Annotated in this window: 10 protein-coding genes; 4 read left to right on the forward strand and 6 right to left on the reverse strand. The window is 48.4% G+C overall.

Going from position 1 to position 13,986, the window contains the following annotated elements; all coding sequences use genetic code 11:
- Positions 1-46 precede the first annotated feature (46 nt).
- The 3 genes from EL628_RS07940 to EL628_RS07950 all read right to left on the reverse strand — a co-directional run bounded on the left by EL628_RS07940 (position 47) and on the right by EL628_RS07950 (position 3,846).
- Positions 47-1,780: a lipopolysaccharide biosynthesis protein gene (locus EL628_RS07940; protein ID WP_126579419.1), complete on the reverse strand. Its 1,734-nt coding sequence runs from the start codon at positions 1,778-1,780 to the stop codon at positions 47-49.
- 141 nt (positions 1,781-1,921) lie between these two features.
- Positions 1,922-2,944, reverse strand: a complete 1,023-nt coding sequence (locus tag EL628_RS07945; protein WP_126579420.1) for a glycosyltransferase family 2 protein — start codon at positions 2,942-2,944, stop codon at positions 1,922-1,924.
- 119 nt (positions 2,945-3,063) lie between these two features.
- Positions 3,064-3,846, reverse strand: coding sequence for a glycosyltransferase family 2 protein (locus tag EL628_RS07950; protein WP_126579421.1), 783 nt, complete (start codon positions 3,844-3,846; stop codon positions 3,064-3,066).
- An 844-nt stretch (positions 3,847-4,690) separates the two neighbouring features.
- On the opposite strand from EL628_RS07950, the gene EL628_RS07955 reads away from it, so the two are divergent.
- Positions 4,691-6,253, forward strand: a complete 1,563-nt coding sequence (locus EL628_RS07955; protein ID WP_126579422.1) for a hypothetical protein — start codon at positions 4,691-4,693, stop codon at positions 6,251-6,253.
- Positions 6,254-6,359: 106 nt separating this feature from the next.
- A complete protein-coding gene (locus tag EL628_RS07960; protein WP_126579423.1) occupies positions 6,360-7,352 on the forward strand; it encodes a polysaccharide deacetylase family protein in 993 nt (330 codons plus the stop codon).
- Positions 7,353-7,507: 155 nt separating this feature from the next.
- Here EL628_RS07960 and EL628_RS07965 read toward each other — a convergent pair whose 3' ends face one another.
- The 3 genes from EL628_RS07965 to EL628_RS07975 all read right to left on the reverse strand — a co-directional run bounded on the left by EL628_RS07965 (position 7,508) and on the right by EL628_RS07975 (position 11,775).
- Positions 7,508-8,449 carry an MBL fold metallo-hydrolase gene (locus EL628_RS07965; RefSeq protein ID WP_161975339.1) on the reverse strand — a complete coding sequence of 314 codons (942 nt, stop codon included), beginning with the start codon at positions 8,447-8,449 and terminating at the stop codon, positions 7,508-7,510.
- 155 nt (positions 8,450-8,604) lie between these two features.
- Entirely contained in the window at positions 8,605-10,182 is a 1,578-nt protein-coding gene (gene pruA, locus EL628_RS07970) for an L-glutamate gamma-semialdehyde dehydrogenase (protein WP_126579425.1), read from the reverse strand.
- Between the two features lie 102 nt (positions 10,183-10,284).
- Entirely contained in the window at positions 10,285-11,775 is a 1,491-nt protein-coding gene (locus tag EL628_RS07975; protein WP_126579426.1) for a thioredoxin-like domain-containing protein, read from the reverse strand.
- 291 nt (positions 11,776-12,066) lie between these two features.
- On the opposite strand from EL628_RS07975, the gene EL628_RS07980 reads away from it, so the two are divergent.
- Positions 12,067-13,722: a sodium:solute symporter family protein gene (locus EL628_RS07980; RefSeq protein ID WP_126579427.1), complete on the forward strand. Its 1,656-nt coding sequence runs from the start codon at positions 12,067-12,069 to the stop codon at positions 13,720-13,722.
- Between the two features lie 16 nt (positions 13,723-13,738).
- Complete coding sequence (locus EL628_RS07985) at positions 13,739-13,981, forward strand: hypothetical protein (protein WP_126579428.1); 243 nt, start codon at positions 13,739-13,741, stop codon at positions 13,979-13,981.
- The last annotated feature ends 5 nt before the right edge of the window (positions 13,982-13,986 follow it).

Here is a 13,986-nt window from a genome sequence, read left to right on the forward strand (position 1 = left end):
TGCTCATTTCCTGCTTCAGGAACGAATGGTGGAGCAGAGCGCTCTTCTATCTCAAAAGGTTCTTTTTTTTTTCAGCTTCAGTTGGGTGAGGTTGACCGGTCGTAATCTGCGTCAGTGGCATTTGCATCGTTTGTGCTTCAGAAATATCCACAAAAGCATTGGCGGGCGAAGAGGAAGCACGTGCTTTCTTAACTTCATCCAACGGTATCTGCGCAGTATTTGTGCGAACGATATCGTCGGCAATAGGATTTTTTATTGCAGAGTCCGTGAGTTCCTCGCTTTGAAAACGGATGCGTCGTGCGGGTCGGTGTTTCATAGCTGTTTCATTTCTAGATTGGATAGAGTTGACTGTGGGATAGGGAGTCGCGGCATGAGATGGCGTTGAAGATGAGCGGCGCAAGGCTGGCAACTGCATTGTATCGAGCTCAGCCAGAGCCATTGTGTTGCCATACATCGTCAACTGAATCACGCCACTGGGTACGAATTGGTTAAGGGCAGGCATCTGAAGCGTATCCTGAGCAGCAATAGCATCCAGATACTGATCGATATTCGTGCGGCCAATCAGGGTCTGTACGACTACAGGGAGCATATAGAGAGCCTCTACCGTCATGGCCAGGACCCAGCCGAGGCTGAGCCCTGTGAGCCCCCACAGCCTGGCTCCGATGGCTGCACCGACAAGCTCCAATACACTGCTCAGTACGATGGGAACAATCGCATGGGCAATATGGTCTTTAATACGACAGATAGCAATATAGTGATTTTTGACAATCAATGGAAGTGAGGCCAGAATCAGGATTCGTAGACTCCAGCTTGCCTCCTGTGCATAGATGGTGCCAAAGACATGAAGGATGGGATAGGCTGCTAGCGCTAGAACCGTCCCAACTGTCAGACTTGCTAGAAGTGAGAGCCCAACCGTCATGCGCGTCTTCTGTGTTAGCGTACTCGTTTGAGCTGCATTAGCTGCATGAAGGACCGTCGTCAATGAAAGCGAGAGCGAAAAGACAAAGTTTGCGATCATGGACGCAGAGTAGAACCATGCATTTGCCTTTGCTGAAATAATGATCGTCACAAGAATGGGAAGAAGCTGAGTAGGGGCCTGAAGGATAAGATTTAAGACATGGTGTTGTAGAGCAGGAATGCCAAACTTGCGCATAAGCTTCCACTGTGGACGATAATAATGCAGAGACCATTTTTTCTTACGAATCATAAAAATGATAATCGGTAGAAAAGAGATCGCATTTCCAAGCGTCCAGAGGGTATAGATGCCAATCCCACTTTTCAATGAGAGATATTCTGCTGCAACAAAGAGAAGCACCAGCTTTGCAACGGCAAAAAGCGTATTGCGCCAGAGCTGGATATTCCCCTCAAGTAGCCCAATCACCGCTTGATCCAGAATAACAGTAACTGCTGCCAGCATCACGCCAAGAGCATAGAGAAGGGCGTGAAGAGGAGTATTGCCCAATAAGCGGAGCTCTGGAGAAAGGAGAGGCGCAAGAAAAGCCGAGATAATCCCCCCAAGAAGGCTACAGCCAGCTACCAGGATAACTGAAGCACTGATCAGCGCACCAGCTTCCTTACGATGGCGTGGGATCTCACTGATAAGAAGTGTCCCCTGCCCTAAGAGAAAGAGCGAAGAGAGCAACATCATAGCTGATGTGGCAGCCGATGCCAGGCCTACAGCATCAGCTGGATAATAACGTGCTGCAACCAGCCAGTAAGCAAAACCAAGGCCAGAGGTGACAAACATTGTTCCAATCAAAGAGCCAGTGTTAAAGAGCATAACACTATTTTTCTTTATCCAGCTCATGATGTGCATATGTTGTTCTTTGCCTCCGGCGTGTCTCTACTAGTCAACCTCTAAAGTTTACCGTCTTGCTCACTAAAAAGAAAGACTGATCAATATTTTATCATCTATCGATATTCACGAGGGAATTCCTGGGTTCCCTGTGGAATGATTTTGCCACAGGAGGTTGCTATCTGCGATTGCAGGTGCTCTACGATTGGGATGTATTGTTGTGGGAGAGCAGATACCAATGACGTAACCTAGAGTTGTTATCGTCAGACCAAGCACAATTGCGGCGGCTCGAGCCAGCCCCCAGCGATCCCTTTTAAAGAGTGCCTGGTGGAGATTGCGCAGAAACCCTTGTGGAAGTGTCCGAAAAGTATAGTTATTCTCAGTTGAGAGCGAGGCTTTGCTTCCAACAAGGCGCGAAATCCCTGCTTTAGAGAGACCTTCAGCATAGCAACGAGCAAAAAAATAGCTCCATGTCGCTCGATGTGCAGGAACCACATGAGAGACTGAGACAGATGGCAGGAAGCGAAACGATTGAAGCGGCCATTGCTGGCGAGCTCGAATACAAAGCTCCGTCTCTTCACAGCCGATGGGTCTTGTTCCGATACGGCCAATTTCACTACGAAAGCCCCCGACCTCCTCAAAAACTTTGCGCCTGATGCACATACTTGCCCCAATAGGATTGCGAATCTCTGCCGGGACAGTCGGCATGCCCAGATAGCTACAGCCAACCACCCAATAGAACTCAGCCGGAAACCACCCGGGTCTCTGTTGCTGCCAGGCTGGCACAACTGCACTTCCCGCTCCAAGAATGGTCGCAGGTTGTAGGGCACGATCAAATTCTTCCAACCAGAGAGGAGGAGGGCAGGCATCATCATCTAAGAACGCAATGAGCTCACCCTGGGCCGCAGCAATCCCTGTATTCCGAGCATTTGAGAGCCCCTGTTTGGCATTATTTTCAAGCACGATGACCCCTGGTAGCAGGGTCTTTGCTTGTGTGAATAGTGCTGGATGATGATCAATGACTACAATAATCTCTTTCGCTGGCAGCGTTTGAGCTTGCAACGCTCTAACCGCAGCCAGGAGAAGCTCCCAGCGGTCTAGACTATACGCGCAGATAATTACAGAAATACATTGTCTGGCTGGTATCACAGAGCACTCGTTTCTTTAGCTCTCTATGGAACAATACATTTAGAAAAATAAACTAAATATTGCTTCACAAATGGTCTTATTTTGTAGGCGGTCGGCGTGAAAACCACGAAGTCTTCAACTCAGAGGTCGTTCACAAAATGTTGCGACGAACTGGTGTTTATCGGTACCTTTGGGTATGTGTAATTTTGCTCTATCGGCTTAGTCGATATCCCAGGCCGGGTATACCATTCACTGAGAATAATCTTCAGGATACGCCAGCCATCGCGAAAGGCATGGAGATTACTCATACCATGAATTCTTGAATGTTCAACACTTGCAACTTCTCTGATTTTAAGACCGGCTTTATACGTTCGCAGGCAGAGTTGAGCCTCGATCTCAAAGCCTGTACAGTCAAGAGTGATATGCTCTAAGCAGTCGCGCCAGAAGGCATTATAGCCATAGCAGAGGTCACTAAACTTCTGGTGAAAGAGAAGATTAACGAGCGCACACAAGCCCCAATTGCCGATACTGCGAACGATCGTGAGATCATGACTTTTCCCTTGACCCAGGAAGCGTGAACCTTTGACAAAATCGGCCCCTTGCACAAGAGCTTCGACAAAACGCGGAATCTCCAATGGATCGGCTGAGCCATCCCCATCGAGCATGACAACAATATCTTGTGTACTTGCCGTAAAGCCCAGACGCATCGCATCGCCTTTTCCACGGCCCTGTTGCTGGATAATGCGAATAGTGGGTCGGAGCGATCTAGCTACCGCGATGGTATTATCCGTTGAGTGACCATCGACAAGAATAACCTCTGTCACTTCGGGAGGAAGATAAGGTAAGATATGGCTTAAATTTTTCTCCTCATTGCGAGCTGGAATGATAACACTAACGGTGGGTTGATCTTTCCTTCTGTACATGGTTCCCTACCTTACTCTCACTACGTTACGTGCTCAATGAGCATAAAACTTTTTATGCATAAAAATTTACGTATATACACTCTAACCAGACTGACCAGGGCATACCGATGTTACAAACTCTCATGTATTTGAGCATCGAAATTGGTAGAAAAAAGATATTTGGGATGTATTTGAACCCACATTCCGCACCTGATTTTTTGACGAAAGCTACCAGCTGATCTACCTTATAAAGCTCTGTAACACTCTGCTGTTCTGCTTTGTAGATCCTTCTGTAAAGCCAGATCAAAGTCAGCCGATGGAATGTGGGTTTGAAAATTGGACATCGTTACGTTGGAAAAATACTAGATACTAATTTTTTTCTGTTTTATCGGTATCTATGGATGAGTTTATATGAGATTGAGCTAATTTGCAAGTTGTAGCTTATTTCCAGGCCAGATTGGAGTACTTGATTGCAGGAGTTATTCCCCTCTCTACCTCCCAACCAGATAGTTCACGATCCAATGAGCATCCATGAGCAAAAGGTGGCATATTTTTGGTAGAGAGCGACGGAGATCTCCACAACGCTTATCAATCATAACGTGTGGCGGTGATTATCGCATCAAAAGGTGCCAAATTTCCTATATGAGAACAGAGAAAAGTGACATAATTCAATATTTCTAGTTTAATAAGATTGATCTGATCAACCCTCTATCAAGGTAATTGATGTTGATCATCCTGCTAGAAAAGGCGGCCATTGTCTTCTGTTATCAGCCCCGTACGAGGACTATGGACTATTTGTGATACAAAGGAAAGAACAATGGATTGTTGGAGGCAACGGAATAGAACGCTGAGGAAGATCATAGCTTTGTTGCTATATGTATATGTTCTTATACTAAGTGTCTCGTGTTCTACTATAGGGGCGGGAGTAGCATCGGGCCAGAAGCATGGAACTGCGAGCCCAACGGCACAGGCTATGAATGGTACTCCAACACCGACGACAGTGGTCAAATGTTTAGATGCACCTGATCTTCCCGCGAACCAGCCGAACGAGCCAATTCAAGTCCAGGTGAATCAACAATGTTCGCCGGGGATCAGTCAGTATCAGGCGGGATTGAGCCAGATTGATAATACGCTGTTGTATGGCGATGCTGGCGCTATGAGTCGAGCTAACAATCTTATGAAGGGGACTCTGGCGTATGAGAATATTCCCCTTATGGCCTGGGGAGGAGTAGATCCCTGGCCCGATCCAGGTATGCCAGAGCCATCGGACTGGTCGAGTTTAGATCAACGTGTGATGCATGCAGTGAACCTTGGATTGACGCCAGTTATCACCCTGGCAGAGGCTCCCTGGTGGATGAAAGGGCAATTACAGGGAGACGGCTCAACACGCGTGATGACCGCAAAAGATGAGTGGGACCCGAAGATCACCTATGGTACAAGAATCCTTGATAATAAAATGGATGCCTGGGTACATCTGGTACAGCGTACAGCTGAGCGTTATATGGCTCCCCCTTATAATGTGCGTATCTTTCAAGTCTGGAATGAGCTCAAAGGATATTTTGATCCAAAGCTAGATAATTATGACTTCACGATTAGTCCGGGGAGGCCCGATGGACCGAATGCCAGTCATGGATATACGTACATGTATAATCGTGTCTATGCTGCTTTGATGCAGGTTGCACAGTCAAAGCAGATTGATCAAACGATGATCAAAGTTGGTGGCCCGTATGTCTTTATGGATACCTGGTCTTCGACTCAACAGAGTGATCCATCGAATGTGATAAAAAAGTTTGGTGTCTTTGATCAGCGTCCCTTTGATGTGATTCAATATTGGCTTCAACATAAGACTGGAGCTGGCTTCATTACTATCGATGGCTCCATTGAGAATCGTGATACTCACAAGTTGCTTGCTGATCCTTTTACGGGCTCTGAGATCTATGGCGAGATTGTCAAATGGATACGTGGACTTAACCCTACGTTCTATCCAGGCTCGACGACTCTGCCTATCTGGCTAGCAGAATGGTTTACCTCACCATATATTGATAATTTCAATGATGTCTATGATAATGCTGTGAAAAGCTATGCGATGGTAAAGTTTATTGCTGCTGGGGGATCTGTGGCTCTCTCCTGGGGTGGATCGGGGGATGGTTCCTCGGATCAGGGCTACTGGTCTCCAACAAACTATGCTGGAGGGGGAGTAGCTCACCCCTGGTATGATACGGTGAAGGCATTGAGTACAGACTTTGGGGTTGGGAAGGTGCTCTATGCTGTGAGTGTATCGGATGCACATCAAGTAGCTGCTCTAGCGACCGATCAGAAGATTATTATCATTAATAAGACCGATAAGACTCTTGCTCTGACCGTTAATGGAACCGCGACAACCCTGACGCCCTATCAGGTACTTGTGATGGACTCTACCCACCAGTGAGCTTTTTGTGCAGTGGTAAGTTATCGTGATGGCAGGTAATTTCTGAGAGCCAGAGAGATGGATAGCCTGCGCGGCTCTCACTTTATTTTTTAGAGAAGGATACTGTATGCTCAGTCGTTTGCGTATGTATCTCGCTGCTGGTCTGTATTATACTGGTGCTTTGCGTCTCTATCGTATGTTAAACAGGGAGACGAAGCCACAGCTCCTTATTTTGAAATATCATCGCGCCACTGGTCATGAGCTCCGGCAGCAATTTCAATTTTTGCGGCGTTATTATCGTTTATTATCCATCGAGGAGGCGTTGCAAGAGCTATTTGCGGCCCAGCCCCAGGTAAGTAGAGATCGTCGCCCGCCCCTGGTGATTAGCTTTGATGATGGTTATCGTGACTTTTACACAGAGGCGTTTCCATTGGCGAAGGAGCTCAATATCCCTTTGACGGTTTATTTGATTCCTGGCTATATTGAGCGGGGCGATTTTTTCTGGTGGTTTGAGGATGAGCGTCTGATCTCTCGTGCACAGGTTGAGGTTGTAACGTTGGATCAGAAGAGCTATCGCTTACAGGAGCCTGCTGAACGAGCTGCGTTGAAGACATACATTGCCGATAAATTGCGCCTGGCACCTTCTGTAACTGAGAGAGATGCTTTTCTGTGGTTTGTGCGCCGGGCCTTAGCTGTCCCTTCAACGGTACAGGAAGAGGATCTACCAATGTTTCCACTGTTGTGGGAGCAGGTAGAAGAGATGGCTAAAAGTGGGTTAATCTCGTTTGGAGCTCATTCTCAGCATCATCCCCAGTTGGAGCGTTTGACGGAAACCTCAGAATTGCAGCGTGAGGTGGCTGAATGCCGTCTTATGCTGGAAGCCCGGTTGGGACATCCAGTGCAGAGCTTTGCCTATCCTGTGGAGCCGGATACTCTTATCGCAGAGAAGGTCCTTAAGGCGGTCAAACAGGCGGGATATCGTTGGGCTCTGACATCTACATCTGGAGTGAATACGCCCGAGAGTGACCCTTTCCAGTTGAAGCGTATTGAGTCATCTGCGGATGAGCCCTGGTTGATTCTCGCCACAAAATTAGCGGCCTTAAAAGATGCAACAAAATAGATTGTTGGAAGGGAAAGGATAGATCCGACCACCAGGGAGCCCCTTCCTGATCTCGCTCGCGTAAAATGTGTGCTCTGCTCTCTCTATCTCATCGAGGTAAGAGAGAGCAGGTACAGCGGACCCGGAGCAAGAGAAGAGGGAAGGGATCTTCTCACTTAGCTCAGGACGCTGTCAGGCTGTTTTTTCTTCCAGTAGCGCAGATAGCCCTGCACTGTCATAGAATAATTTGTCGCTAACTCTAATTTTTTAAGAATATCTTTAGAGCCTGCAAGGCGTACCACTTCGGGTTCAGTATGCGCTTTGAGCATCTGCGTAATCTCGGCCTCACTTTTTCCATCACGCACAGCCCCTAGAATGAAATTCCCCCAGGTAATGAGCTTCTCACGGAGCCTTTCAATATGCTGTGTGGGATTGCGTACAGCACCGAAATGAGCCAGATAGAGAAGATCTGGATAGAGCCGCTTCATCTTATCCAGGCTATTGAACCAATCGTCCAGATCAAGATCGGGTGGGGGAGTGGGAGGGCGAACATAATTGACATTTGGCAGATGCACCCCTGCAATATCGCCAGCAAATAGAGCGCCAGAATGGACATCAAAGAAAACAACATGGTGGATAGCATGTCCAGGGGTATAGTGAACCTCCAATCGCCGCCCGGCCACTGTAAGGATCTCGCCATCGTCTAATGTATGAATGCGTTCTTGAGGGACGGGTTTAATCTCTCCCCAGAGCTCTTGCATCTGATCTTGATAGATACGGGTGGCACTGGCGATAAATTTTGTGGGATCAACGAGATGTGGTGCACCTTTACGATGGACGTAGATCTGAGCCTTTGGCATCGACTCCAACAGGGTACCGGTTCCGCCCATATGGTCGAGATGGATGTGTGTGCCCAGGATATGAGTCACCTCTTCAGGTTGGAAGCCAGCTTCCCGAAGAGCATCCAGGAGCGCGGGCACGGTTGTGGTGGGCCCTGGATCGATAATAGCCAGCTCTTTATTGCCAGCTAGCAGGTAAGGACCAATGATCTCATCTTCACCTTGGAATGGCAGATTACATTGCCAGAGATCGGCACTGAGTTTTTGTACAGCTGTCAAGGACGGTATCTCCTTTGCACCAGTGTGTTTCAGTTGTTCCTTAGTGCTGCGGACCGCCCATACGATGGGCAGGTCCGCTGTTTGTACGTTCTGTCCTCTCACAATGGAGAGGGTAAAACGGTGTGCATAGCCGAAAAAGCTTGCCGATGGATGGGCTACTTTTTGACCGAGATGGCTTTGGCCTGTGTGAAGAGCAGAAGGTAGTCGTTGCCACCAGCCTTTGAGTCAGTGCCAGACATATTGAAGCCGCCAAATGGCTGGACGCCGACTAGGGCTCCCGTACATTTGCGGTTCAGATAAAGATTACCCACATGATACTCTGCTTTGACACGTTCGAGACGCTGTGCATTCTGAGTAAAGAAGGCACCTGTCAGGCCATATTCGGTATCATTGGCGATGTGAAGCGCATCATCAAAATCTTTCGCTTTAATGACTGCAAGGACTGGTCCAAAGATCTCTTCTTGCGCAATGCGAGCGTGTGAATCGACGTTAGCGATAACGGTTGGCTCAATAAAGTAGCCTGAGCCTCGGTGATTACCACCAACCAGTAACTGGCCCTCACCTTTGCCAATCTCGATATAATCGAGGATCTTTTTCATGGCATTCTCATCAACCACTGGCCCCATATAGGTAGTGGGCTGAGTAGGATCGCCAAGCGTGAGCTTTTTGGTCTTCTCCACAACCTTTGCCAGCACCTCATCATAGACCTGTTCGACAATGATTGCACGCGAGCCAGCAGAGCATTTTTGTCCCTGGAAACCAAAGGCCGAGGCGACAATGGCCGTGGCAGCTGCCTCGAGATCGGCGGTCTCATCAACCACAACAGCGTCTTTTCCGCCCATCTCTAAGATGGTGCGTTTGAGCCAGCGCTGACCTTTCTGATGTTTGGAGGCACGCTCGAAGATGCGCAGGCCAACATCGCGTGAGCCCGTAAAAGCGATAAACCGGACCAGTGGATTATCAACCAGAGTATCGCCAATGACCGATCCTGAACCAGGAAGAAAGTTTACCACGCCTGCTGGAAGGCCAACCTCTTCGAGGATACGCATAAACTGATAAGCGATAGCTGGTGCGGTGCTGGCTGGTTTAAGAATGGCGGTATTGCCAGTGACAAATGCCGCACTGGTCATGCCGACCATAATTGCGCAAGGGAAATTCCAGGGTGGAATAACGGCAGCCACTCCAAGAGGAATGTAAACGAGCGCATTTTTCTCGCCCTCAACCTGTACAACAGGCTGTTCGCCAGAAAGACGCAGCGCTTCGCGGGCATAAAATTCTAGGAAGTCAATAGCTTCAGCGGTATCTGCATCCGCCTCTACCCAGCTTTTACCAACCTCATAGATCATCCAGGCGTTGATATAAAAACGGCGCTCTTTCATAAGGTCAGCCGCCGCAAACAGATAGCCAGCGCGCTCTTCGGCAGGAACATGTTTCCATGTCTCGAAGGTTCTGGCAGCTACCTGTACTGCCTCGTTAGCCTGTTCTACGCTGGCTTTGGAGAAGTATCCAATGACCTGTGAGGGGTTGCTAGGGTTGACGGATGCAAAGGTTTCGGCGGTCTTAATCTTCTTCCCATTGATAATAAGGGGATAGGTCTGACCAAGTTCGCTTTTCACCTGCTCAAGCGCCTCGATCTGAGCACGTTGGGCCGCTTCCTGTGAGAAATCGGTGAACGCTGCATTTATAAAAGGCTGTTGGGCACGAGTGAATATATTGTTTGTTGTTGTTGTCATTAAAATTACTCCTGGGATACACCCTTGGATACACGCCAGCGTGTGGGGACACGAATACTTCCTCCATTGTATCTCATAAGATGGGAGATGGGAAATGCTAGCTCAGGAATGAAGTGCAAGTGTGCTGACAAGTTTTGTCATGAGATCAACGATACGAATCGCATGATTGTTGGTATCTGCAATGTAGAGCCTGTTCTGGCCAGCGGCTATCCCACCGGGCTCGTTGAATTGGGCTTCTGATAATGAACCATCGCGCAGACCACCTTCACCTGTTCCCGCATAGCTCTGTACTGCCCTGGTTGTTGGATTCAAGTGTTTGATGCGATTATTATAGGTATCGCTGAGATAGAGTTGCCCATTGGTGAAGCAGAGACCCTGAACATGTTGAAGTCGCACGTCTTCACCTATGCCATCCTGATCGCCAAAATCAAAGAGTCCTGAGCCGATCAGTGTCTTGACCAGCGAAGGTTCCTTTAAAGTGATCTGGCGCACAGCACTTGTCTCGCTATCTGCTACAAAGAGATCTTCCGACGTAAGCGCCAGACCGTTGGGTTGTGCAAAAAAGGCCTCTAAGGCTGGACCGTCTCCGATACCCTCGGGACCAGCTCCAGCAAAGGGCGCAATCTCGCCACGCGTGAGATCTAATGCGGACACCAGATGCATGCCGGCCATTGCAATATAGAGCGTCTGCCCATTCAAAGCAAGATCCCAGGGTGAGCTTAAAGCAGTTGTCAGAGCAGAGCCTGACTTAGGGGCATTGCGTATAAGACCATATTGCTCGCCAGTCCCTGCGATGGTCTCAACCTGTTGTCGCTGGAGATCGACGCGACGGATCGCATGATTCTCAGTATCGGCGACATAGAGGATCTCACCATGAAGGACGACTCCTTGAGGACGCCGAAATTGGGCTTCTGAGAGCTTCCCATCCTGGAAGCCAGCTTCTCCATTTCCAATCACCTGCCGAATCTTACCAGTAAGAGAACATTCCAGGAGACGATGATGACTGGAATCGCTGACGATGAGACGATCGGCGGCTTCATCTACGGCCAGTTTTCCTGGAAAAGCCAGCAAGGTCTGGGGAGCAGGTTGACGTGTAAAGGTCAGACGGCGAGGCTCTAAGAGCTGATGCTCGCGAAAATCATCCACCATCTCCTGGATCAGCAGCTTGCCTCCCTCCGGAGAGATCTCTCCCTCATGCCGACCAATGACGCGATTTTCTGGATCAAGAAAGATCAACGTTGGCCATGCGCGGACAGCATATTGTTTCCAGAGATACATCGAGCGATCATTGACGACAGGATGATCGATTCCATAGCGCAATACGGCATCGCGCACACTATCAGTAAACTTCTCGTTGGGAAACTTTGGTGAATGAACGCTAATAACAGTCACTTCAAGTGGAAAAGCCTCAGCAATCTCGTGCAATTGGGCCAGAGCATGCATACAATTGATGCAGCAGAACGTCCAGAAATGGAGGATCGTAATCCTTCCTCGTAGCTCCTGGAGCTGAATAGGATGATCGCTATTAATCCAATCCAGCCCCTTTTGAAATTGTGGAGCTCGTACCTCTCCGCGAAAACGCGATGTTGTCATTATTCTCTCCCCCTTCCCGGGTTGTTTGATACTCTATTGTATCCGATAGCGCTCACAGATCGCTCACAAACCCCCAGAGTCAGCGAAATCTTGAAGCTATTGCTTGTGTTCATCCGTACTAACTAGTGGAACAGTCAATTTTTAGACTACGGTGTCTCTATATTGACTGGAATTTTTATTGCTGAAATTAAGGCTATTATTCTTAGATCTGTGCTCGTCTATCATTTATTGAATAGATAAGATTTTTTATGTATTCAAAAGATAGGCAGGAATGGTCGAAGGAGACTGAGTATGTTTACATTAGGTGCTGTAGCAACAGCCCCCGTTACCGCTCATGTTCAGTGGGTGGATTACTTAATCATTGGAGTCTATTTCCTTGTCACACTTGGCATTGGACTGATTCTGCGCCGCAAAATGAAATCCTCTGAAGATTTCTTTCTCTCGGGCCGTTCGTTACCCAGTTGGGTAACTGGCCTGGCTTTTGTTGGTGCTAACCTGGGAGCGTTAGAGATTCTGGGTATGGGGGCTGCGGCAGCCCAGTATGGTATGATGCAGGCGCACTTTTATTGGATTGGCGCTATTCCTGCCATGTTGTTTGTCGCCATCTTTATGATGCCTTTTTACTATGGAAGCAAAGCTCATTCGGTTCCGGGCTTTCTGAAATTACGTTACAATGAGGCAACCCGTGGTTTTAATGCCATCACCTTTGGAATTCTCACGCTGCTCACAAGTGGAATAAACATGTACGCTGCGGCCCTGGTCTTTAATGTACTGCTGGGCTGGTCGCTGGATGCAAGCATCTGGCTGGCGGCAGTCTTTATCATGGCGTATATTCTGCTGGGTGGTCTAACCTCATCAATATACAATGAAACACTACAATTCTTTTTGATCGTCGCTGGTCTCTTGCCTTTAACCATTATTGGTCTACTGAATGTTGGCGGCTGGTCAGGGCTACAAGAGCGTGTAAACAATCCGGCCTTCTTCCATCTCTGGATTAACACGGCAGGAAATAACAATCCGTTTGGCGTGAACTTTATCGGTATCGCGTTGGGGCTAGGTTTTGTCTTGAGCTTTGGGTACTGGTGTACAGACTTCCTGGTTGTACAGCGTGCACTGGCGGCTGAAGATGAGGCGGCGGCTGAGCGAACGCCTTTGATTGCAGCCTTCCCAAAACTGTTCTTCCCGTTCCTGGCAATTATCCCAGGCCTGGTAGTCTTAACCGTCTTCCCACAGTTAGGAAAGACGCCGGGCTTTGAGAACTCATTCAACATGGCGATCCCTTATGCGATGGTTCGTTACCTGCCCAATGGTCTGCTTGGCCTTGGTCTGACTGCTTTGCTGGCCGCCTTTATGTCTGGGATGGCTGGTAATGTAACGGCCTTTAATACGGTCTGGACGTATGACATCTACCGAGCATATATCAAACGCGATGCCTCAGATCGTCACTACCTGAACATGGGACGTATCGTCACCGTAGTAGGCATTATCCTGAGTGTAGGAACTGCGTATATTGCGGCCAGCTTTACGAGCATTATGGATTATGTTCAGGCGCTCTTCTCTGTTGTCAATGCACCGTTGTTAGCAACTTTCTTATTGGGAATGTTCTGGAAGCGTACAACAGCCTGGGGTGGTTTCTTTGGCGTGGTTATTGGTACACTGGTTGCACTCTTCCTCTGGATTGGCGAGACCGTCTATCATCTGTTCTCCTTTGGGAGCTCCGAAGGATCGAGCATGTGGCGTGCATTGATTGGTTGGGGAGTCTGTTTTGTCGTCACAATCATCATCTCATTGTTTACCAAACCCAAACCTGATGAAGAGCTGAAAGGTCTGGTCTATAGCCTGACCCCGAAACGAACGGCTGTGGAAACGGTCTGGTACAAACGGCCAATCGTCCTTGCGAGTATCGCCCTGGTCATCTTCATCATCTTCAACCTGATGTTCTTCTAATGAGAGGGAGAGAGATATGAGTCAACAAGATATGCAGCCTTCGAGTGAGGGGCATCAGATGTCCATTGCACTGATTATTGGGGGGACAATTGCGCTGATTGGTGTGATTATTCTGTTGTATGGTCTGTTTGGTGGGGCCAGTTACAGTATGAGCGAAGGGATTAATTTTAATCTCTGGTGGGGCCTTGGAATGGTGATCTTTGGCCTTCTGATGAGTGCTGGAAGCTACTTTTCTGGAAAGCGGACCACAGGTAAATAAAGAGC

The sequence above is a fragment of the Tengunoibacter tsumagoiensis genome (assembly GCF_003967535.1).
GTDB lineage: Bacteria > Chloroflexota > Ktedonobacteria > Ktedonobacterales > Ktedonobacteraceae > Tengunoibacter > Tengunoibacter tsumagoiensis.